17 protein-coding genes are annotated in these 21,825 nt (G+C 72.9%); 7 read left to right on the top strand and 10 right to left on the bottom strand.

From position 1 onward, the window contains the following. Nucleotides 1-17: 17 nt before the first annotated feature. Together ccrA and ACMTAK_RS45775 are read right to left on the bottom strand one after the other, a co-directional pair. Nucleotides 18-1,265 carry a crotonyl-CoA carboxylase/reductase gene (gene ccrA / locus ACMTAK_RS45780; protein ID WP_413811618.1) on the bottom strand — a complete coding sequence of 416 codons (1,248 nt, stop codon included), beginning with the start codon at nucleotides 1,263-1,265 and terminating at the stop codon, nucleotides 18-20. A 102-nt stretch (nucleotides 1,266-1,367) separates the two neighbouring features. Further along, complete coding sequence (locus ACMTAK_RS45775; protein ID WP_413811617.1) at nucleotides 1,368-7,397, bottom strand: type I polyketide synthase; 6,030 nt, start codon at nucleotides 7,395-7,397, stop codon at nucleotides 1,368-1,370. Nucleotides 7,398-8,213: 816 nt separating this feature from the next. On the opposite strand from ACMTAK_RS45775, the gene ACMTAK_RS45770 reads away from it, so the two are divergent. After that, the gene (locus tag ACMTAK_RS45770; protein ID WP_413811616.1) at nucleotides 8,214-9,857 is read left to right on the top strand and encodes an AfsR/SARP family transcriptional regulator; all 1,644 of its coding nucleotides are present in this window, start codon (nucleotides 8,214-8,216) and stop codon (nucleotides 9,855-9,857) included. A 135-nt stretch (nucleotides 9,858-9,992) separates the two neighbouring features. Here the strand turns inward: ACMTAK_RS45770 and ACMTAK_RS45765 are convergent, their stop codons facing one another. Next, entirely contained in the window at nucleotides 9,993-10,136 is a 144-nt protein-coding gene (locus ACMTAK_RS45765; protein WP_413811615.1) for a hypothetical protein, read from the bottom strand. Between the two features lie 130 nt (nucleotides 10,137-10,266). Next, the gene (locus ACMTAK_RS45760; RefSeq protein WP_413811614.1) at nucleotides 10,267-11,886 is read right to left on the bottom strand and encodes an ATP-binding cassette domain-containing protein; all 1,620 of its coding nucleotides are present in this window, start codon (nucleotides 11,884-11,886) and stop codon (nucleotides 10,267-10,269) included. Between the two features lie 144 nt (nucleotides 11,887-12,030). Between ACMTAK_RS45760 and ACMTAK_RS45755 the strand changes: the two genes are divergently transcribed. Next, complete coding sequence (locus tag ACMTAK_RS45755) at nucleotides 12,031-12,540, top strand: Rieske (2Fe-2S) protein (protein ID WP_413811613.1); 510 nt, start codon at nucleotides 12,031-12,033, stop codon at nucleotides 12,538-12,540. On the opposite strand, the gene ACMTAK_RS45750 is transcribed toward ACMTAK_RS45755, so the two are convergent. Then, entirely contained in the window at nucleotides 12,506-13,180 is a 675-nt protein-coding gene (locus ACMTAK_RS45750) for a cysteine hydrolase family protein (protein ID WP_413811612.1), read from the bottom strand. The two genes, ACMTAK_RS45755 and ACMTAK_RS45750, sit on opposite strands and share 35 nt — an antisense overlap. Before the next feature lie 219 nt (nucleotides 13,181-13,399). On the opposite strand from ACMTAK_RS45750, the gene ACMTAK_RS45745 reads away from it, so the two are divergent. Further along, nucleotides 13,400-13,867 carry a pyridoxamine 5'-phosphate oxidase family protein gene (locus ACMTAK_RS45745; protein WP_413811611.1) on the top strand — a complete coding sequence of 156 codons (468 nt, stop codon included), beginning with the start codon at nucleotides 13,400-13,402 and terminating at the stop codon, nucleotides 13,865-13,867. 20 nt (nucleotides 13,868-13,887) lie between these two features. Here ACMTAK_RS45745 and ACMTAK_RS45740 read toward each other — a convergent pair whose 3' ends face one another. Further along, nucleotides 13,888-14,793 (bottom strand): LysR family transcriptional regulator, encoded by a 906-nt coding sequence (locus ACMTAK_RS45740; RefSeq protein ID WP_413811610.1) that lies wholly within the window; start codon nucleotides 14,791-14,793, stop codon nucleotides 13,888-13,890. Nucleotides 14,794-14,866: 73 nt separating this feature from the next. Here ACMTAK_RS45740 and ACMTAK_RS45735 point away from each other — a divergent pair, with 73 nt between their 5' ends. Continuing rightward, the gene (locus ACMTAK_RS45735; protein ID WP_413811609.1) at nucleotides 14,867-15,874 is read left to right on the top strand and encodes a DMT family transporter; all 1,008 of its coding nucleotides are present in this window, start codon (nucleotides 14,867-14,869) and stop codon (nucleotides 15,872-15,874) included. Here ACMTAK_RS45735 and ACMTAK_RS45730 read toward each other — a convergent pair. Next, nucleotides 15,871-17,199: an aminotransferase class I/II-fold pyridoxal phosphate-dependent enzyme gene (locus ACMTAK_RS45730; protein ID WP_413811608.1), complete on the bottom strand. Its 1,329-nt coding sequence runs from the start codon at nucleotides 17,197-17,199 to the stop codon at nucleotides 15,871-15,873. The genes ACMTAK_RS45735 and ACMTAK_RS45730 overlap by 4 nt on opposite strands. A gap of 36 nt (nucleotides 17,200-17,235) precedes the next feature. On the opposite strand from ACMTAK_RS45730, the gene ACMTAK_RS45725 reads away from it, so the two are divergent. Beyond that, nucleotides 17,236-17,937, top strand: a complete 702-nt coding sequence (locus tag ACMTAK_RS45725) for a pyridoxamine 5'-phosphate oxidase family protein (RefSeq protein ID WP_413811607.1) — start codon at nucleotides 17,236-17,238, stop codon at nucleotides 17,935-17,937. Between the two features lie 65 nt (nucleotides 17,938-18,002). Here the strand turns inward: ACMTAK_RS45725 and ACMTAK_RS45720 are convergent, their stop codons facing one another. Together ACMTAK_RS45720 and ACMTAK_RS45715 are read right to left on the bottom strand one after the other, a co-directional pair. Next, entirely contained in the window at nucleotides 18,003-18,992 is a 990-nt protein-coding gene (locus ACMTAK_RS45720) for an EamA family transporter (RefSeq protein WP_413811606.1), read from the bottom strand. 49 nt (nucleotides 18,993-19,041) lie between these two features. Then, nucleotides 19,042-19,542: a Clp protease N-terminal domain-containing protein gene (locus ACMTAK_RS45715; RefSeq protein WP_413811605.1), complete on the bottom strand. Its 501-nt coding sequence runs from the start codon at nucleotides 19,540-19,542 to the stop codon at nucleotides 19,042-19,044. Nucleotides 19,543-19,778: 236 nt separating this feature from the next. Here ACMTAK_RS45715 and ACMTAK_RS45710 point away from each other — a divergent pair, with 236 nt between their 5' ends. Next, entirely contained in the window at nucleotides 19,779-20,207 is a 429-nt protein-coding gene (locus ACMTAK_RS45710; protein ID WP_413811604.1) for a type II toxin-antitoxin system Rv0910 family toxin, read from the top strand. Nucleotides 20,208-20,283: 76 nt separating this feature from the next. Here the strand turns inward: ACMTAK_RS45710 and ACMTAK_RS45705 are convergent, their stop codons facing one another. Further along, nucleotides 20,284-20,955, bottom strand: a complete 672-nt coding sequence (locus ACMTAK_RS45705) for a PadR family transcriptional regulator (protein WP_413811603.1) — start codon at nucleotides 20,953-20,955, stop codon at nucleotides 20,284-20,286. Between the two features lie 286 nt (nucleotides 20,956-21,241). Between ACMTAK_RS45705 and ACMTAK_RS45700 the strand changes: the two genes are divergently transcribed. After that, nucleotides 21,242-21,502 carry a hypothetical protein gene (locus tag ACMTAK_RS45700; RefSeq protein WP_413811602.1) on the top strand — a complete coding sequence of 87 codons (261 nt, stop codon included), beginning with the start codon at nucleotides 21,242-21,244 and terminating at the stop codon, nucleotides 21,500-21,502. Nucleotides 21,503-21,825: the final 323 nt, after the last annotated feature.

Genomic DNA, 21,825 nt, shown 5'->3' with positions numbered 1-21,825 from the left:
GCGTATGGGTGGCCCGATCAGGCAGGCAGGGTGTTCATGCCGCGCTCGGGGGCGTTGACGAGGACGGACATGTTGCCGCCCGGGTGGGTGTTGTCGTGCATCAGCTGGTGCAGCCGGCCGACTCCCTCGAAGTCGTCGCAGCGGGTGAGGCAGGGGTCGAGGACGCCCTCGCTCACCAGCTTGGTCACCTCGCGGAACTCCCGGGTGTTGGCGCCGTGCGAGCCCTGGAGCCGCTTGGACCGCATCCACAGGTGTCGCAGGTCGATGTCGCCGTTGTAGCCGGAGGTGCCGCCGCAGATCACCACCATGCCGCCGGTGGCGCACAGATAGACGGAGGTGGGCAGGGTCGCCTGGCCGCTGTGCTCGAAGACGATCCTCGGTGCGGCGCGCTCGCCGAGGATCTCCCAGATCCTCTTGCCGAAGGCCCGCGCGCCGCGCAGGAAGCGGGCCATGCCCTCCTCGTCGTCCGCGTCGGGGAGCCGGCCCCAGTGGTCGAAGTCATTGCGGTTGATGACTCCCCGGGCGCCGAGTTCGAGGCAGAACTCGGCACGCCGGTCGTCGGACACCACGGCGATGGGGATGCCGCCGACCATCCGGGTCAGCTGGATGGCGCTGGAGCCGAGGCCGCCCGCGCCGCCCCAGATGAGCACCGGGTCGCCGGGGCGCACCGTATTGCCCGGCCAGCCGAAGAGCTGGCGGTACGCGGTGGGCGCCGAGAGCATGAAGCAGGCCGCCGCCTCCCAGGAGAGGTTCTCCGGCTTGGGGTGGCACTGGACCTCGTTGACCAGGCAGAACTGGGCGAAGGAGCCGTAGTTGGTCTCATACCCCCAGGCGAGGGCGGAGCTGGAGAACGGGGGCTCGCCACTGAGGCGGATGTCCTCGGCCGTCTCGTCCCACTGCCCTCCGGAGAGGACCACCTGGTCTCCGGGCCGGACGTGGCGGACGCCGGGGCCGACCGCCCACACCACCCCGGAGCCCTCCGAACCGCCGATGTGGAAGTCCTCGGGGAGACCGAACTTCTGCCGTGCGGCGATGACGTCGACGGGCTGGCCGCTGGCGGCCCAGACATTGTTGTAGTTGATGCCCGCGGCCATCACATAGACCAGCACCTGGCCGGGCCCGACGGCGGGGACGTCGACCACCTCGGTGCGGAACGCCTTGACCGGCTCCCCGAAGCGATCCTGGCGGATGAGGGAGGCGTACATCTGCTGGGGGACCTCGCCCAGCGGGGGCAGTTCACCGAGCTCGTAGAGGGATTTGACCATGAAAGAGGCTCCTCATTCACATGCTGCGTTCAGGTGCTGCGTTCACGTGCTGCGGACGCGGGGCGCGGACCGCGGGAAACAGGGCGCGGACCGGGTGCGGGCTCATCGGGTGACGAAGGTGTCCGCCAGCCATGTCCGGACGGCCTCGGCGGTGCGCGGGGCGTGTTCCTGCATCATCGAGTAGTGGTTGCCGGGGGTCGGAACCGTGATGTCCACGTGCTCCGGCGGCGGTGTGACGGCCCCGGTCCCGGGGTTGAGCACGGCCTGCTCCTCGGCCCGTACCAGCAGGGTGGGCACGGAGAGGGCGGGGATGTCGCTCCACTGGTGGAACATCGGCAGGTAGCGGCCCATGGCCGTGAGCTCCTCGGGCGGGACCTCCAGGTCTCCCTCCCGCTCGTGGTGCTGGTTCATCATCGTGGAGAAGACCCGGCTGTCCTCGCGGTGGCGCAGGCTGAAGCTGTCCAGCATCACCACCGCGGCGGGCGGGCGGCCGAGTTCCTCGAGCCGTGCCGCGGTGCCGTGGGCGACCCAGCCACCGGAGGAGTAGCCGAGCAGGACGAACGGCGCGTCCCCGGCGGTGTCGAGCACCGTCCGCGCCTGGGTGGCGAAGAGCGTGTCGAGGTCGGCGGGGAGCGGCTCGCCCTTGGCGAAACCCGGGTGGGAGAGCGCCCACAGGTCCCGGACGCCCCGGAAGGGCGCGGCGAAGCGCGCGTACTGGTGGGCGCCCGCGGGTGCGACGTAGGGGGTGAGGCAGATGAGCGAGGGCCGGTCCGGGCCCTCCGCCAGACGCACCGGTACGGGGCGGGAGGCCGGCCCGTCCGGGGCGGAGTAGGTGGGGCGCAGCTGTCCCGCGACATGCAGCATCTTCACCGCCTCGTCCACGTGGCCGTGGGCGCAGGCGTAGTTGTAGAGCTGGACCAGGGTGTCGTCGGACGCCGTGGTGGGGGCGGCGGCCGGGGCTTCGACGGGGGTGTCCTCCGTCGCGGCGCCGTCGGCCTCGGCGGCGGGCGGCGCCACGTTGGACCATACGTATCCGGCGAGTTCGCGCGGGGTCGGGTGGTTGAAGGCGATGGTCGCGGGAAGCCGCAGCCCCACCGCGGTGCCGAGTCGGTTGCGCAGTTGGACCGCCGAGACGGAGTCGAGGCCCATCTCGAGGAACGGGCGGTCGGGGTCGACGTCCTCGGGCGAGCCATGCCCCAAGACCTCGGCGAGCCGGTCGCGGACCAGCTCCAGGACCCGGGCCCGCTGCTCCTCCGGGGTGACGGAGGCCAGGCCGCGCTGCCAGTCCTCGGGCGTCTGCGGCGCGCCGGAGCCGTCGGGCTCGCCGGCCGGCTCGGTGGCCGGGGCGTCGAGGCGCTCCATCAGTGCCCGCGCCTCCGGGATCCCGGCCAGCAGCGGCCGGCGGCGCGCGGACGCGTATCCGGTGGTGAACCGTTCCCAGTCCACGTCGGCCACCATGGTGACCGCGTCGCCGCGGTCCAGAGCCGTGCGCAGGACCTCCAGCTGGGTCCGCGGGTCGATGCCGCGCAGCCCCCAGAGCTCTCCGGTCTCGGCGGCGGCCTCCTCCTTGGTCATGCCGAGGCGGTCGAAGGCGCCGTCGGGCAGGCCGTGCCGCCGCAGGGTCTCCTGCGAGGCGTCCTCCACGGCCATACCGCCCCCGGTCCAGCCGGTCCAGGCGAGCGCGGTGGCGGCGAGGCCCCGGCTCCGGCGGTGCTCCGCGAGCGCGAGCAGATAGGCGTTGGCCGCCCCGTAGTGGCCCTGGCGGCCGACGCCCCACACCGCGGAGACGGCCGAGAAGAGGATGAAGGCGTCCAGGCGGATGCCCCTCTCCTCGGTGAGTTCGTGCAGATGGCGCGCGCCCTCGGCCTTCGCGGCGAAGACGTCGGAGAAGTCCTGTGGTGTGGTGTCGGCCAGGGCCTGAAGGCGGCCGATCCCCGCGCAGTGCACGACGGCGGTGAGCGGGTGGCGCCCGGGGACGGCGGCGAGCAGGTCGCGTACCGACTCCCGGTCGCGCACGTCGCAGGCGACCACGGTGACCTCGGCGCCGCGCGCCCTGAGCTCGGCCACGCGTTCGGCCACGCCCGGGGCCTCGGGGCCGCGCCGGCCGGCGAGCATCAGGTGCCCGGCGCCCTGGTCGGCCAGCCAGGTGGCGACATGACCGGCCAGCGCACCGGTGCCACCGGTGATGAGGACCGTGCCGTCGGGGTCCGGCCGCCATCCGGCGGTGCCCGGTGCGGCGTCCGCCGCGCGTGTCAGGCGGCGGGTGAACACACCGGCGTCCCGGACGGCGAGCTGATCGTCGTCGCCGCCGGCCAGCAGGGCGGTGAGGGTGCGCACCGCGGCCGGGCCCGGCTCGGCGGGCAGGTCGATCACACCGCCCCACCGGTCGGGGTGTTCCAGGGCGAGCACTCGGCCCAGGGCCCAGGTCTGCGCCTGGACGGGGTGGCTCACCGGATCGCCGTCGCCGGTGGCGACGGCGCCCCGTGTGATCAGCCACAGGGGCACGTCCGTCTCCGCGTCCCCGAGCGCCTGCATCAGCGCGGCGGTGTGCGCGGTGCCCGCCGGTACGCCGGGGGCGGCCTCGGACGGCGTGTCGTCGTCCAGCGCGAGGAGGGACACCACCCCGGAGAGCGGCTGGCCGGGGAGGAGGTCAAGGATCCGGTCCGTGAGGGACTCCCGGTCGTCCTTGGCCTCGACCGCCAGGGTCAGCACCGTCTCGGTGTGCCCGCGCACCGCGTCCACCACGGCCCGGGTGACGGCGTGTTCGGCGTGTTCCGCCGGTACGGCCACGAGCCAGGGGCCGCGGTCGCCCGCGGGGTCCGGGCGCGCCGGCCCGAGGGGTTCCCAGGCGATCCGGTAGCGCCAGTGGTCGGTACGGTGCCGCCGGTGCCAGGTGGCCATGGCCGGGAGGGCGTCCGCGAGGGCGACGGCCCGGCCGTCGCCGGCCATGCCGAGGACACCGGTGAGCGCGGTGAGGTCCTCGTCCTCGACGGCGCGCCAGAAGGAATCCCGTGCCGGGTCCGCGGCGGCGGGCGGCGGGCCTGCCGCCGGTGCCGGGCCGGCAGCCGCGGCCTTGAGCCAGAAGCGCCGCCGCTGGAAGGGGTAGGTGGGCAGGTCCACGCGGATGCGGGGCGGGTCGGGGAAGGCCGTGGTCCAGTCGATGTCGACCCCGGCCGCGTAGAACTCGGCCGCGGCGCGCCGGAAGCATATGGGGCCGTCCTCGTTCCGGCGCAGCGAGCCGCCGGCCACCGCCGGGACCTGGGCGTCGAACGCCAGATCCTGGACGGCCGCGGTGAGGAGCGGATGCGGACCGGCCTCCAGGAAGGCCGTGTGCCCCTCGGCCATCGCGGCCCGTACGGCCAGGTCGAAGCGCACGGTCCGGCGGGCGTTGTCGTACCAGTAATCGGCGTCCAGCCGCGCGGTGTCCGCCGGCTCCCCGGTCACCGAGGAGTAGAACGGGATATGCGTCGTACGCGGCGTCACGGCGGCCAGTCCCGAGACCAGTTCCTCGCGCAACGCCTCGACCTGCGCGGAGTGGCCCGCGGCGGCGGCGCCGCGAATCTTGCGCACCCGGACGCCTTCCGCGCGCACCTCCTCCAACAGGGCGTCGACGGCCCCGGGGGTGCCGGAGACGGTGATCTGGGTGGGGCCGTTGACGGCCGCGACGGAGATCTCGCCGTCGTAGCCGCCGAGCCGGCGCTCCACCTCCTCCAGGGGCAGGTCCACCGCCGCCATGGCTCCGTTGCCGAGCAGCCGCATCAGGGCCCGGGTGCGGACGACCATGATCAGGGCGGCGTCGTCCAGGCCGAGGGCTCCGGCGACCACCGCGGCGGCCACCTCGCCCTGGGAGTGGCCGACGACGGCGGCCGGTTGCACACCATGGGCCCGCCACAGCTCGGCCAGGGCGACCGACACCGCGAACGACACCGGCTGGAGCACTTCGGGCTCGTCCAGCGACGGCGCGCCGGGGCGCCGCCGCAGGATGTCCTCCACCGACCAGGTCACCAGGGGCGCGAAGGCGGCGTCGACCGCGCGGAGGGCGCGGGCGAAGGCGGGCGACCAGTCGAGGAGGTCGGCGCCCATCCCGGGCCACTGGGCGCCCTGTCCGGGGAAGACGAACACGGGGCGGCCGAGGCCGGGGCGGGCGGCGCCGGTCACCGCGTTCTCGGCCGTTTCGCCCCGCTCGACGGCGGCGAGGAGATCCTCGAAGGTCTCCCGGTCCGATCCGACGAGCACCGCCCGGTGAGTGAAGGGCGAGCGGGTGGTGGCCAGGGCCGCTCCGATGTCGGTGACGGAGGCCGCGGAATTCCGCGCCACCGTGGTCCGCAGCCGCCCGGCCTGTTCCCGCAGGGCGTCGGCGGACCGGGCGGACAGCACCCACGGCACCGCGCCGGCGGACGCGGGGTCGGTGGTGGGCTGCGTGGCGGTCACCGCGGGTGGCTGCTCGACGACGAGGTGGGCGTTGGTCCCGGAGACGCCGAAGGACGACACGCCGGCCCGCATCGGCTCCTCGCCTTCGGGCCAGGCGCGGCCGCTGTCCAGCACCCGCACCGCGCCCGAGTCCCACGGGACCCGCCGGGAGGGGGCGTCGACATGCAGGGTCTTCGGCAGCCACCGGTGCTCCATGGCCTTGACCATCTTGATGAGGCCGGCGACGCCGGAGGCCGCCTGCGTGTGCCCGATGTTGGACTTGATCGACCCCAGCCACAGCGGCCGGTCCTCGTCCCGGCCCCGGCCGTAGGTGGCCAGCAGCGCCTGCGCCTCGATGGTGTCGCCGAGGGGCGTGCCGGTGCCGTGGCCGTCGACCGCGTCCACCTGGCCCGGCTCCAGCCCGCCGTCGGCGAGCGCCTGCCGTATGACCCGTTCCTGGGAGGGCCCGTTGGGCGCCGAGAGCCCGTTGGAGGCGCCGTCCTGGTTCACCGCGGTGCCGCGGATCAGGGCGAGGACACGGTGTCCGGCGCGGCGGGCGTCGGACAGCCGCTCCAGTACGAGGACTCCCGCTCCCTCGCCCCAGCCGGTGCCGTCGGCGGTGTCCGCGTACGCCTTGCACCTGCCGTCGGCGGCGTGCACCCGTTTGCGGGCGAAGTCGATGAAGGCGCCGGGTGAGGACATCAGCGCCACTCCCCCGCCGAGCGCCAGGTCGCACTCCCCGTCGCGCAGCGACCGGCACGCCTGGTGCAGGGCCACGAGGGAGGAGGAGCACGCGGTGTCCACGCTCACCGACGGGCCCTGGAGGCCCAGCACATAGGAGACGCGGCCGGACAGGACGCTCGCCGCGTTGCCGGAGATGAGGAATCCCTCGCTCTCCTCGGGGGGCTGGAAGAAGCGCGACAGATAGTCCTGCTCATTGGTGCCGATGAAGACCCCGGTGGAACTCCCGCGCAGGGTGTGGGGTGCTATTCCGGTCCGCTCCACCGCTTCCCAGGCCACTTCCAGCAGCAGCCGCTGCTGCGGGTCCATCGCCACGGCCTCGCGGGGTGAAATGCCGAAGAAATCGGCGTCGAAGTCGGCGACATCGCTGATGAAGGCTCCGGAACGAGTGTAGGAGGTGCCCATGTGCTCCGGGTCGGGGTGATAGATGCCCGCCACGTCCCATTCACGGTCCACCGGGAAGCCGGTGACGGCGTCGCCACCCTGCTCGAGGAACTCCCACAGTTCTTCGGGGGAGTTGATCCCGGCGGGGAAGCGGCAGCCCATTCCCACGATGGCGATGGGGTCTTCGGCCCGGCCGCCGGTATGGTCGCGCGCCACCGGTCGCCGCTCCGCCCTCTCGTCGTCCGTCGTCTCGTCTTCCGCCCTGGCCTCTTCCGCCAGTTCCTCTTCCGCCAGTTCCTGTTCCGGGCCGGTGAGCCGGGTGAGCAGATGAGCGGCGAGCGCGGCGGGATCGGGGTGGTCGAAGACGGCGACGGAGGAGAGCGGAACACCGGTGGCCGCGGTGAGACTCCGCAGCAGGGCCGCCGCCTTGTCACGGACGAGCCCGAGCGCGCGGAAGGGGGTGTGGGCGTCGATGGACCGCGCGTCGCCGGTTTCCCGTTGTTCGGCGACCTTGCCGCACACGACCCCGAGGAGAATCTCCAGCCGCTCGTGCCGCGGCAGCGGAACCAGACGTTCCCGCAGTTCGTCCGGGGTCATTCCAGAACGGCTCACAGTAGCACTCCGAAAGAAGACAGCAAGACGGTTCCTCGCGATATGAGCCCGCGCTCTCCGCTTCCGGGAACCCTGGGAGACAACGGCGCGCGGCCATGGGAATTGCAGCGGCGCCGACGACCGACGAACACCGAACCGCGAACGGCGACAAGAGTGAACAGGCCGGTTGGCTTTACCCGGAGATCGCCCCTTGCCCCGCGGGCACGTGTTCCTTGCGAGTCGCGGATGTCATACGGCCGAAATTAGCACCGGCGGTGCGGGGATCACGAGCGCGGCGATCAACGTGACCGGTAGTGTCCACGGGGCTTGCTGGGCAATTGGGCGTGACGTAGCGTCAATCGCCGCGCGCGCCGGGTATCGCCGCGCGGGCCGGGCGCGGGCCATTTCCCGGGTCGACTTCCCTGGTCGACTTCCTCGGCCGAGTTACCCGGTCGACTTCCCGAGCTGGTTCCCGTATCAACTCCCCCATCAGCAAGGATGGTTTTCGGGCGAGTGCCGTGCAACGATCGCGACGTGAAGTTCTACGTTCTGGGATCCTTGCGAGTCTCCGACGGGGAAGGCCCGCCGATAACCCTGGTCGGGAGGCGAGACAGGGCGTTCTTGGCCGAACTCTTAGCCCATGCCGGACAATCGGTGTCGACCGATCACATTGTCGAGGCGACAACGCCGGATCCACCTCCGACCAAACGGCTCAACGCGGTGCATGTCAGGGTGTCCCGGCTCAGGTCGCTTTTCCGGTCCCTGGCCGGACCGGACACCGTCACGTCCGTGATATCGACCCAGCCGGGTGGATATCGGCTGGTGCCCGCCGAAGTCGACTCCGAGCAGTTCGAGAAGCTGCTCGCCGCCGCCATGCGGGAACGGGACAAGGGCTATCTCGACGGGGCGGCGGTCAGGCTCGAGCGCGCACTGTCCCTCTGGGAAGGGGACGCGTTCAGCGACGCCGACACCGGCGACTGCGTCGCGGCGGAGGCCGACCGGCTGGCCGAACTGCGGCTGGTCGCCCTGGAGGAGCAGACCGATGTGATGCTGGCCATGGGTGCCCACGCCCAGGTGGTGAGCAGGCTCAAGCCGCTCATCGAGCGGTATCCGCTGCGCGAGACCCTGTACCGCCACCTGATGTCGGCCCTCCACCAGTCGGGCCGTCCGGCCGAGGCCCTGGCCGTCTACGCCGATCTGCGGGCCAAGCTCGCCGAGGAGCTCGGCACCGAGCCGACCCCCGATGTGCAGCGCCTGTACCGGGCCCTGCTGTCACCGCAGCCGAAGGACCACGGATCGACCGGTGTGTGGCCGCCGTTCGCGGTATTGGCGAGCCGCCGGGCGCCCTCCCAACTCCCCGGCGACATCGCCGACTTCGTGCCCTGTGAGACCACGGACGTGCTGGCGCCCGCCTTGACCGCGAGTGACCGGACCGCCACGGCCGTCACCGCCATCACCGGCCAGGGCGGAGCGGGCAAGACGGCCACCGCCGTCCATCTGGCGCACCGGCTGCGCCCCTGGTTCCCGGACGGTCAGCTCTACGTCGACCTCGGGGGCAGCACCGGGCACCCCACCGACCCCGCGGCGGCGCTCGCCCAGATGCTCCTCGCGCTGGACCACCCGATGTCGGCGCTGCCCGAGGGGATCGGTGCCCAGGCCGCCTGCTTCCGTGACAGCCTCCGCGGCCGGCGCGTCCTCACCGTGCTCGACGACGCGGCCGACGAGGAGCAGGTCCGGCATCTGCTGCCGGGCAACGTGGAGAGCGCGGTCATCATCACCAGCCGGGCGCGGCTGACCAGCCTCCCCTTCACCTCCCGGGTCGAGCACGCCGACATGAGCCTGCACCAGGCCCTGATGCTCTTCCGGCGGGTCCTGGGCACCTCGAGGGTGGACCGGGACCTCGCGGCGGCGCGCGAGCTGGCCCGGCTGTGCGGCTGTCTGCCGCTCGCCCTGCGCATCGCCGCGGCCAGGCTCGCGGCCCGGCCCCACTGGAGTTTCGGTGACCTCGCCCACCGGCTGACGCACCGGTCCGGGCCGCTGGACGAACTCACCCATGGCCCGCTGAGCGTGCGTTCCTGCTTCGCCCCGGCCTACCAGCGCCTGGCCGAGGACGATCGCCGGCTGTTCCGCATGCTCGGACTGTCCGGGGTCCGGGTGCTGTCCGCGCCCCCGGGGACCGAGCTGCCGAGCCTCGCCGTGCCCGACGTGGCGGAAGCGCTGGAACGGCTGGCGGACGCCCGGCTGCTGAAGGTCGTCCACACGGGCGCCCCCGGCGCCGTGCCCCGGTTCTGGCTGCACGGCCTGGTCTCCGCCTACGCCCGGGAGCGGGCGGAGGCGGAGGCGTCGGAGATCGAACGCGCGGCGGCCCAGGAGCTGCGGCGCCTGGAGGACCAGGAAGCCGCCGTCCCGGTGCTTCCGGCGGCGATCGGCCGGGTCCGGGCCGGCCGGCAGGGACCACCGGGCTGATCGGCGCGCTGGCGGTGGCCGCCCAGATACTCGTCGCGGCGCTGCGCGGCGGCTTCGATGTCAACCGCCAGGTAGTTCGGGCGACCCCGGCACGCCCGGGACCGTGCCCTTCGAGGACGGCGACACGCTGCTGCTCTACACGGACGGGGTGGTCGAGGCCCGCGCCCCGACGGTTCCTTCTGTCCGCCGGCCCAGCGGGTCGCGCAGTGGTGCGGCTCCCCAGTGCTCGCCCGCGCTCCACCCGGTCCAGCGGTTGAGGAGGATGGTGCCGGTCGACAACGCCCAGCGCTTATCCCGCCCGAAGGGGCGCGGGGGCCGTGTCGATGTGCGGCTCCGCCGCGTGGGCGCGATCGGCCACGACGCAGCGGCGGATGAACGACCGCACCTCGCGCCCCTTCCCGCGGAGCGCTCAGCGGACCCGGTCGACGCGGCGCTCGTCCCAGACCGGCTCCGCCGTCTCGCGGACGACGCCGTCCGACCCGAAGACCAGGAAGCGGTCGAAGGACCGCGCGAACCAGCGGTCGTGGGTGACCGCGAGCACCGTGCCCTCGTACGCTCCGAGCCCGTCCTGGAGCGCCTCGGCCGACTCCAGGTCCAGGTTGTCCGTGGGCTCGTCCAGCAGCAGCGCCGTCGTCCCGGCCAGTTCGAGCAGCAGGATCTGGAACCGGGCCTGCTGGCCGCCCGAGAGCCGGTCGAAGGTCTGGTCGCCCTGGCGGCCGAGCTCATAGCGGCGCAGCGCGCTCATCGCGCGTCCCCGGTCCCGGGCGTGTTCGGTCCACAGGATGTCCACCAGCGTGCGGCCGAAGAGCTCCGGATGGGCGTGGGTCTGGGCGAAGTGGCCGGGCACGACCCGCGCGCCCAGCTTCCACTCCCCCCGGTGGGCGACGTCCTGGCCCGCCAGGAGCCGCAGGAAGTGGGACTTGCCCGAGCCGTTGGAGCCCAGTACGGCCACCCGCTCGCCGTAGAAGACCTCCAGGTCGAAGGGGCGCATCAGCCCCTCGAGCTCCAGCGCCCGGCAGGTCAGCGCCCGTACCCCGGTGCGTCCGCCCGCGAGCCGCATGGTGATGTCCTGTTTGCGCGGCGGCTCCGGTGGCGGCCCGGCCTCCTCGAACTTCCGCAGCCGGGTCTTGGCGGCCTGGTAGCGGGAGGCCATCTCGTCGCTGCGGGCGGCGTACCGCTGCATGTCCAGCACCAGCCGTTTGAGCTGGGCGTGCTTCTCGTCCCAGCGCCGCCGGAGCTCCTCGAAGCGCTCGAACCGCTCCTCGCGGGCCTCGTGGTAGGTGGCGAAGCCGCCGCCGTGCACCCACACATCGCTGCCCGCCGGGCTCGGCTCGACGCTGACGATCCGGGCGGCCGCGCGGGCCAGCAGCTCCCGGTCGTGGCTGATGAAGAGCACGGTCTTGCGGGTCTCGCGCAGCCGCTCCTCCAGCCACTGCTTGCCCGGTACGTCCAGGTAGTTGTCCGGCTCGTCCAGCAGCAGCACATCGTCGGGCCCGCGCAGCAGCGCCTCCAGCACCAGCCGCTTCTGCTCGCCGCCGCTGAGCGTGCGCACCTCGCGCCACTGGGCCCGTTCGTACGGCACTCCGAGCGCCGCGGTGGTGCACATGTCCCACACCGTCTCGGCCTCGTAGCCGCGTGCCTCGGCCCAGTCGCTCAGGCTCTGGGCGTAGGCCAGCTGAGCGGCCTCGTCGTCCCGCTCCATGATCGCCAGCTCGGCCTCGTCCACCGCGCGGGCGGCCTCGCGGATCCGGGGCTGGGCCACCGACACCAGCAGGTCGCGCACCGTCCGCTCATCGCGCACCGAGCCGATGAACTGCGGCATCACCCCCAGGGAGCCGCTGACCGTGACCGTGCCGCCGTGCGGCTCCACCTCGCCGGAGACCAGCCGCAGCAGTGTGGTCTTGCCCGCCCCGTTGGGCCCGACGAGGGCGGCCACCGTGCCCTCGGCGACGCGGAACGACACATCGCCGAGCAGCAGCCGGCCGTCGGGCAGGAAGTAGGCGAGGTGCGCGGCCTCCAGATGTCCCATGGACCGGCATTCTCATGGCTCGGCCGGGCGGTCGGCAAAGCGATTTTCCGGCCCGGGGCGCGAGGATGCCCGGGTGCGGCTGAACGCGGCGGCCCCGCCGTCCGTATGGAACGGTGAAACGTCCCCCGAGCAGGAGGCACCACCATGACGCAGTCGGCAATCCCCGGGCAGGGCACCACCCGCCGTGCCGTCGTCACCGCGGCCGGAGCGGCCGGGCTGGCCGCCACGCTTGCCGCATGCGGCAAGGACGACGACGGCGGTTCGGGCGGCGGCAGCGCGAACAGCGCCCAGGACGCCGGGGGCTCGCAGCCGTCACAGAGCGCGTCGCAGGGCGCGGAGGGCGGCCAGTCGGGCGGCGGCGGGGACGGCATGGAACTCGCCAAGACCTCCCAGATACCCGAGGGCGGCGGCATGGTCTTCAAGGACCACAAGGTCGTGGTGACCCAGCCCAAGGCGGGTGATTTCAAGGCGTTCTCGTCGATCTGTACGCACCAGGGGTGCTCGGTCGGCGATGTGAGCGGCGGCACCATCAACTGCCCCTGCCACCAGAGCAAGTTCGACATCACCGACGGCAGTGTGAAGGGCGGCCCGGCGCAGAAGCCACTGCCGGGCGCGCAGATCAAGGTGCAGGGAAGCTCGATCTGGATGGCGTGACGGCCGTCCGCCGCCAGCAGGCGGCCACCTCGTCGGCCGTGGTGACGGCGGCCACGAGGGCGAGGGTGTGACGGACCATCGCCGGGGTGTACGAGGCGGGCACCCCGGCGATCGCGTCCTCGGGCACCACGGCGGCATAGCCGAGGTTGACGGCGTCGAAGACGGCGGCCGGGATCGCCACATTGGCCGACACACCGGTGATGACCAGTGTGCGGCGGCCCAGATTGCGCAGCAGCGCGTCCACCTCGGTCCCGGCGATCGGTGAGAGACCGTGCAGCCGCCGTACGACCAGGTCCTCGGCCGCCACCGGAACCGGTTCGGCGATCTCCACCGCCGCGCTTCCGGTGAGCTGCCGGACCGGCAGCCGTTCGACGGCCCGGAACAGCGGTGCGTTGCGGCTCGCGCCGCGTCCGTCGGCGCGTCGCTCGGCCACCGCGTGCAGCACCTGGACGCCCGTGTCGTGGGCGGCCGCCACCAACTTGGCGACACGGCCGAGCGTACCGGACTCCCGGGCCATGGCGGCCAGTTCAGGCAGCGCGCTGTCCGGCCCCACCACGCCGCGCTGGCATTCGACGGTGAGCAGGGCGCAGCCTTCCGGCCGGAGCAGTTCCACGAGGTCTTCGCGGGAGCGCGGGGGCACGGCGTCTTCACGCGGGGACGCGGCACCTTGACGCGGGGACGCGGCGTCTTCACGCGGGGACGCGACGTCTTCACGCGGGGACGCGGCGCCTTGACGCGGGGGCGTGGCGTCTTCGTGGGGGCTCGGGGTCACGGCGCGGGAGAGTAGCGTCCCTTGCGTCATCAAGGAAGAGCCATCATCCTGTGCCGCACAACGGGTTACCGGGAGGTACAGGTTCGGATGACCGTCACCCAGCGGCGGGGACGCCGCATCATGATGAGCCGGGACGAGCTGGACGCCTTCCTCGCCGAACAGCGCACCTGCCGGGTGGCGACCGTGTCCGCGGACGGGCGGCCGCATATCAGCCCGCTGTGGTTCTGCTGGGACGGCACCGCCCTGTGGCTGTACTCCCTGACCCGCAGCCGCCGCTGGGCCGAGCTGCGCCGCGATCCGCGGATCGCGGTGGTGGTCGACGACGGGCACGACTACGGCGAACTGCGCGGAGTGGAGCTCTCCGGCGAGGCGGTCCCGGTCGGTGAGGAGCCGCGCACCGGCGTGTCGTGCCCCGAACTCGACACGCCGGAGCGGATGTTCGCGGCGAAGTACTTCGGCCTGGACGCCATGCCCCACGACGGTCGCCACGCCTGGCTGCGCCTGGCCCCCGAGGCGATCCGCTCCTGGGACTTCCGGAAGATGCCGCAGGGCTGAGCGGCCGGGTCAGGGGACGGTCAGTCGATGATCTTCTCGCCGACCGACCGCAGCACCTCGACCGCCGCCCGGATCGACGGCCTGCGATCGGCGTCGGCGCGCCAGATCGCGTAGATGTGCCGCCGCATCGTGGGCTGGCTGACGGGCACCATCCGCACCCCCTCGGGCACCGGGCCGCGGCCCAGCCGGGGCACCACGGCGATCCCCAGCCCGGCGGCGATCAGCGAGAGCTGGGTGTGGTGCTCATGCGCGGTGTGCCGGATCCTCGGCTCGATGCCCTTGCCGCGCAGGGTCACCATCAGCCAGTCGTAGCAGAACCCGCCCTTGGGCCAGGAGATCCACTCGTCGTCCACGAAGTCCTCCGGCTCGACCGCGCGGCGGTCGGCGAGAGGGTGGTCGGCGGGCATCGCGACATCCACCGGATCGTCCAGCAGGGCGGCCTTCACCAGCCCGCCGGGCATCGGCAGCGGTTTGTTGTACCAGTCCAGGACCACGGCCAGATCGATGTCGCCGCGCACCACCGAGGGCACCGACTCATCGGGCTCCATCTCCTGGAGCCGCACGTTCAACTGCGGATGTTCGGTGCGCAGCCGGCTCAGCGCGTCCGGGAAGAGACCGCGGACGGCGGTCGGGAACGCGCCCAGCAGCAGCTCGCCGACGGCGTGGCCGCGCTGCGCCTCCAGATCCGCCTGGGCCAGCTCCACCTGGGAGAGGATGCGCGCCGCGTGGTCGGAGAGCAGCCGCCCGGCGTCGGTGAGCCGGATCCCGCGCCCGTTCTTGGCGAGCAATTGCTGACCGGTCTCCCGCTCCAGCTTGGCGAGTTGCTGCGAGACGGCGGAGGTGGTGACATGCAGCCCCTCGGCCGCCCCGCTCACGGATCCATGGCGGGCCACGGCGTGCAGCGTGCGGAGGCGATCCAGGTTCATGTAAGCAATACTACGCGATATCGCGAATGAATTCTCGCTTGTCCTAAGAGGTTGCAGCCCACATCGTAAAGGCATGACCTCAGCTGCCGCCTCGGCGCCCCCTGCCGCCGCCTCCACCGCGGAGCCCTCCTCCGAACCCGTCCGCCGACCGCTCCTCGACTGGCGCATCCGCTTCGGCGCGCTCTCCCTGGTCTGGGGCTTCAGCTTTCTCTTCATCAAGGTGGGCAACGAGGCGTTCGCCCCCTTGTACGTCACGCTCGGGCGGATGCTGTTCGGCACCGCCGTGCTGCTGGTGACGCTGGTGGTGAAGCGGGAGCGGCTGCCGCGCGGGGCGCGGGTCTGGGGCCATCTGGCGGTGGCCGCCTTCTTCCTGAACGCACTGCCGTTCTCGCTGTTCGCCTACGCCGAGCTGACCATCCCCTCCACCCTGGCCGGGATCTGCAACGCCACCTCGCCGCTGTGGGGGATGCTGCTCGCGGTGGTCGTGGTCTCCGACGACCGGCCGACCCGTCAGCGTGTCGCGGGTCTCGGGCTCGGCTTCATCGGCGTGTTGATCGTGCTGGGCGCCTGGCAGGGCTTCTCCGGCCAGGATCCGCTGGGCACGGCGCTGGCGCTGATCGCCTCGGCCAGCTACGCGGTCGGCTGGCAGTACGTCCGGCGCACGCTGAGTGACACGGGCCACTCCCATCTGTCGATGTCCGGCGGGCAGCTGCTGCTCGGCACGGTGCAACTCGCCCTCGTGGCACCGGTGTTCGCAACGACGCCCACCTCCTTCCCGGTCCTGCCCCTGCTCTCGGTGCTCGCCCTGGGCGCGCTGGGCACCGGGGTGGCGTTCCTGGTCCAGTACGGGCTCGTCGACGAGGTCGGCCCGACGACGGCGATGATGGTCACGTACTTCGTCCCGGTGATCGCCACCACCGCGGGCGTGGCGATCCTCGGGGAGCACCTCACCTGGAACACGCCGGTGGGCGCGGTGATCGTCCTCATTGGCGCGGCCCTGACCCAGCGGCGCTCCGGCGCCTCCCGGACCCCGTCCGGGACGCGTTCCCGAACCATACGAGTCCATCGCACAGGCTCCTAGCCCAGCCGTCCCGACACCGTCGCCCCCGCCGCCGCGGCCACCGCGTCGGCGACCGTCCCGATCTCGTCGGCGGCCAGCGGCGAGACGGTCAGCCGCACCCCCGGTGGCGAGGCCACGCGGAAGCGCGCCCCGGGGGCCACGGCCCAGCCCGCGGCCAGCAGCCGGGCGACCGCGCCGGTCTCGTCCGGGACCGGCACCCACACATTCATCCCGCCGCGTCCGTACGCGGCGATCCCCCGCTCGCGCAGCGCCCGCACCAGCGCCGCGCGCCGCGTGTCGTACGACGCCGCCACCGCCACCGGGTCGACCGCGCCCGTCCGCCACAGCCAGGCGACCGCGTCCTGCAGCAGGTGGCTGACCCAGCCAGGCCCCAGCCGCTGGCGGCCGCGCACCCGGTCCAGGGTGACGGAGTCGCCGGTGAGCACGGCGAGCCGCAGATCGGGGCCGTACGCCTTGGCGGTGGAGCGGACCAGCGCCCAGTGGCCGGCGCCCCCGGCCAGGGGGCGCAGGGGGACGTCCACGATGCCGTGCCCGTGGTCGTCCTCGATCAGCAGCACATCGGGGTGGGCGGCGAGCACGCCCCGCAGCTCATGTGCGCGTGTCGGGCTCACCGCCGCACCCGTCGGGTTCTGCGCCCGGTCGGTGACCACCAGCGCCCGGGCGCCCTGGGCCAGCGCGTGCTCCACCCGCTCGGGCAGCGGTCCGTCGTCGTCGACCCCGACCGGGACGGCGCGCAGTCCGAGCGCCGGGATCAGGTCCAGCAGACTGCCCCAGCCGGGGTCCTCGACCGCCACCGCGTCACCGGGCCGCAGATGCGCGGCCAGCACCCGCTCGATCGCGTCGAGCGAGCCGGAGGTGACGGCGACCGGCCCGGGTGGCACCCCGTCCGCGTCGAGGGCCGCCCGGGCGAGTTCGGCCACCTCGGGAACGACGTCCGGCGCGCCGTACAGCGTGGGGCGCTCCGCCGCGCGCGCCGCGGCCGCCGCGAGCGGCGCGCCGAGCGGGGGCAGCAGCGCGGGGTCGGGGTTGCCGCTCGACAGGTCGCGGGCGCCGGCGGCGTCGACGCCGATCCACTCGCGGGGCGTGCTGGACGGCCGGGAGCGCACCCGGCTGCCCCGGCGCCCGGCCGTCTCGATCACGCCCCGTTCGCGCAGCACGCGATAGGCGGCCGCGACCGTATTGGGATTCACGCCCAGCCGCTGGGCCAACTCCCTCAGAGGCGGCAGCAGTTGACCCGGCGGCAGCTCACCGGCGCCGACCGCGCGCTCCACACTGGCCGCGATCTCGGCTGCGCGACGACCTGCGATCGGATATTCTCCTAGCACAAACGCTATTTTGCACTAGTGCAATGGAGGACGCAAATGCCCGCCCCGGACGCCACCGCCGCGACCAACGCGCCCGACAACGCCTACCCGCCGACCGACCGCACCGTGCCCACCCGCTCCCGCGAGCGCGCCTCGTACGACCGGGAGGTGGTGCACGCGATCCTCGACGAGGGCTACGTCTGCCATCTGGGCTTCATACGCGAAGGCGCCCCCGTCGTCCTGCCGACCCTCTACGGCCGGGTCGGGGAGCGGCTGTACGTCCATGGCTCGACAGGGGCGCGGCCGCTGCGCATGGCGGGCGCGTCGGGGGCCGGGGAGCCGGGGCTGCCGGTGTGCCTCACCGTGACCCATGTGGACGGGCTGGTCCTGGCCCGCTCGGCGTTCCACCACTCCCTCAACTACCGCTCGGTGGTGGTGCACGGCACCGCCCGCCCGGTGACCGATCCGGCCGAGCGCACCGCGGCCCTGGACGCGCTGGTGGACCATGTGGTGCCGGGCCGCGCCGCCGACTCCCGGCCCGCCAACGCCAAGGAGCTGGCCGCCACCGCGGTGCTCCGCCTGGACCTCGAAGAGGTCTCCGCGAAGGTCCGCACCGGCGGGCCCAACGACGACGACGAGGACCTGGGGCTCCCCCACTGGAGCGGCGTGGTGCCGGTGACCCACACCTACGGCGCGCCGGTCCCCGCCGACGACCTCGCGCCCGACACGCCGGTGCCCGGCTACCTCACCCGGTTCTGACCGGCCCGCCCCGCCGCCCTCCGCGGGCTTCGCTCATGTCCTCGCACGCTGGGCGGCGGGGCCGGTCATTCCCCCGCCGTGAACTCCCGCTCCCCCTCCACCGGCGCCGAGGCAGCCACCGGCTCGGCCGCGGCGGCCTTCGGAGTGGAGGTCTGAGCGATCAGGGCGCCCGTCAGCACCACCGCACCGCCGACGACCTGCGCCACGCCCAGGTGCTCATCCAGCAGCACCCATGCCAGAACGGTCGCGATGACCGCCTCCAGACAGGCGACAACCCCGGCCACCTGCGGCGAGAGCCGGCGCACCGACACCACCCCGGTGAGATACGCGAGCACCGTCGCCACCAGCACGATCCAGGCGAGCAGCGCCGGCGCGGGGACGCGGGCGCCCGCCAGGCCGACGTGCCCGGCGAGTACCGTCCAGTCCATGCCCCAGGGGCGGCTGACCACGGTCAGCGCCACTGCCCCGATCAGCAGTCCATGGGCGATGACACCGAGCGGATCCGCCGGGTCCCGGCCGTCGCTGCCGTGGTCGGAGAGGACGAAATAGCCCACCTGACAGAACGCCGCGCCGAAGGCGAGCAGCACTCCGAGGGGGTTGAAGCTCAGCCCGGACCAGACCTCCACCACACACGTGAGGCCGCCGACGGCAAGGACGACCCCGACCGCCGCGGCCCGGCTCACCGGCCGGCGCTGGACGAACCGCACCCACCCCAGCACCAGCGCGGGCGCGAAGTACTCGACGAGCAGCGCCACGCCGACGGGGATCCGGGAGAGCGCCGCGAAATAACACGCCTGCACCCCCGCGACGGCCAGCAGACCGAAGCCCACCAGCAGCCCGGGGCGGCGGGTCAGCATCCCGCGATGGCGCCAGGCCAGGGGCAGCAGCACCAGGGCCGCGCCGGTCACCCGCAGCCAGGTGACCTCGAGCGGCGCGAGCCCCGCCTCGATCAGCGGTTTGGCGGCGACACCCGATCCGCCGAACGCGAACGCCGACAGCAGGGCGAGCCCCAGGCCGACATTCCTTTGCTGTGAGTGATCTCCGGATACGCGCACCGGGCCATCATGTCAGCTCGCGTCAGCACCGTCACCCCTGTGACTACTGTCAGATTCCCCCCTCCAACGCGGTGACCAGTGGCGTCACGGCGACACCCGCGCGCCGCAGTACCTCCATGGCACGACACTCCCGGTCCCGGAGGAACGCGGTGAGCAGATCGAGGCCGTCGGCGCGGCACACGCCACGGGAGACGGCGCGGCGGACCGCCGCATCGAGGGCGGCCGCCGCGGCGGGCGACCATCCGGCCATCCCGCTCCCCGGCGCCCCCGAGTCCTCGACGCCGCCGCTCCACCGGAGCCCGTAGCCGATGGTGCGCTGCACCAGATACCCCAGCACCCGGATCACCTGGGTCGAGCCACCGGGGAACGCGTCCCGTACGTCCGGGTCGGACTCCAGGAGGCCGTGCAGCAGATGGGCGGTGTCGATCTGCGCGTCGCCGTCGCGTACGGCGCGCCGACGGGCTCCCGCGATCACGGCGGCCACCACGTCGCTCACCCGGTCCTCGCATCCGGTGTCGTCCGGGCCGGCGGAAAGGGTAGGACTTCGCACACGCTCACCCCATCAGTCCCTTCAGGCCGGAGCATCCTCGCCGGGAAGCATGTGCGCATCCCACCCTGGTTGTGCGTGGATGACCGGTTCTCCTCCTCGGGGAGGAGAGGGGCGGAGGGCGACCCCGATGGACGGGAACTGATGACCCGTCAGTATTGAATGTTCCGCGGCCCGGGGCTACGTTGCCCGGCACCGTCGCACCACACCCCGCAGCAACGCGCCGAAGGGACTCCCCCATGGCCGAGGTCAGCGCGCAGACACACATCGAGGCACCGGCCGAGAAGGTCTGGGCCCGGCTGACGGACTTCTCCACGTACGGCGACTGGAACGCCACCCACACCAGCTTCCCCCGGGGCGGCCCGGCCACGCTGGAGGTGGGGGCCACCTATCAGGAGAACATGAAGCTGATGGGCTTTCCGGCCGAGGTGACCTGGACCGTCGAGGAGTGCGAACCGGCCCGGCTGCTGACCACCCGGGGCAAGGGCCCGATGGGCGTGAACCTCGCCATGCGGTACTCGCTGACCCCGGACGGCGATGCCACGACGGTGCGCGTCGACGGGGAGTTCACGGGGGCGGCGGTCTCGTTGATGGCCGGGAAGCTGAAGGACTCGGCTTCCACCGCACTCAATGAATCGCTGCGCAAGCTGAGCGCACTGGTCGTCTGAATTCCCCTCGACATTCCCCTCGATCCCGAGGCCCGCTCCGCCGCCCCCGTGCGGCCGCACCCCCGTCCGACGCGGCTCAGCTCTCGCCGCCGCGCCCGGCGCCGCCGTTCGCCTCCTCCTGTTCGGCGAGGATGAGATACAGCCGCTTGCGCGACTCATTGATGACGGAGACGGCCTTCTGCCGCTGGCTCGCGCTGCCGGTCCGCCAGACCTGGGCGAACGCCTCCATCAGCCCGAAGCCCGCCTGGCGGACCTCCTGCATGGCCTCCCAGTCGATACCGCGCCCGGCCTCCTCCCACGGGGCGGCGGGCACCGCCTCGGCCTCGGTGCGGCCGGCGTCGGTGAGCGCGAACAGCTTCTTGCCGCCCTCGCTCTCGCTGCCGATCAGCCCCTCGTCCTCGAGCAGCTGAAGGGTGGGGTACACCGAGCCGGGGCTGGGCCGCCAGGCTCCGCCGCTGCGCTCGGTGATCTCCTGGATCATCTCGTAGCCGTGCATCGGGCGGTCCTTCAGCAGGGCCAGGATCGAGGCGCGCACATCGCCGCGCCGCGCCCGACCGCGCACCCCCCGGCCACCCGGTCCGCCGCGGCCACGGCCGCCGAACGGGGGGCCGCCGAAGGGCGGACCATCGAAACCGGGGCCGAACGGGCCGAACGCCGCGCGCCGCCCCTCACGCCCCTCACCTTCACCCCAGCCACGGTGGCCGGGTCCGCAGTGCTCACGTCCATGTCCATGTCCCTGAGAACGCATCGTGACGCTCCTTTCTATCGTCGATCCATCACGACACTTCAACGATATATCGGAACCGATCGGATGCCAACCCGCTGAGGGCGCTGGGGGTGCTGGATGGCTGTACCGGCTGGGGTGGATCAGGCAGGGCCATGCATCGAGTTGTCGTACGTCGACGCGGTACACGGACGCCGACGGCGTCCGCTGCGGGACTGTGTGACGGGCCGGTTCGAGGGTGTCGATCCGGTGCGTACGTTCCGGTGGTCGCGCCGGGTGGGGGTTCGAGCGGCTGGGGATACCGGACGCGGTGCTGCTGGCGAATGTCCGGTGGCTGTCGCGCTACCGGCACCCGCGGTGTCTGCACGACTCGGCCGCGGCCCGGCTCCGCGAGGTCTTCTCCATCCCGGGGCCGCTGATGGCGGGGGCGGATGCGGCAGGGGACCGGCTGTCGACGCTGCCGGTGCTGTTCCACCTCCTCTGGCTTCAGGTGCTGACTGCTGCGGACATGACGGTCGAGTTGCTGGGACCTCGCACGGTCGTGCGCTTGGCCAGTGGAGTTGACCGGTGACCGGCAAGAGGCGGGTGCCGCCTGCCTCCCGGATCGCGGAGTTCCCCGAGGCTGCCGCCGAGCAGGCCCGCTGGTGGGAGAGGCACATCCTGGAAGTTGTGCACAGTTTGCCGCCGGATGCTCCGGAAGGGACCAAGCCGCGGCCGGAGTTCGACCCGAAACGGCAGTCGCTGGCCCAGCGCGAGCGGGCCAAGGTTGCCGAACTGACGGCGGTCGGGTATCAGGTGTCGGCCAGCGGCATCAGGCAACGGCGCCAGCGTTACCAGCGGGACGGGCTGGTCGGGTTGGCGGACGGCCGGTCGGCCAAGCGGATGCAGGCCTTC

Origin of the sequence: Streptomyces lacaronensis (assembly GCF_047337785.1) — a bacterium.
Classification (GTDB): domain Bacteria; phylum Actinomycetota; class Actinomycetes; order Streptomycetales; family Streptomycetaceae; genus Streptomyces; species Streptomyces lycopersici.
Note: the sequence above shows the minus strand (reverse complement) of the source record. Positions and strands in the feature narration are given on the sequence as shown.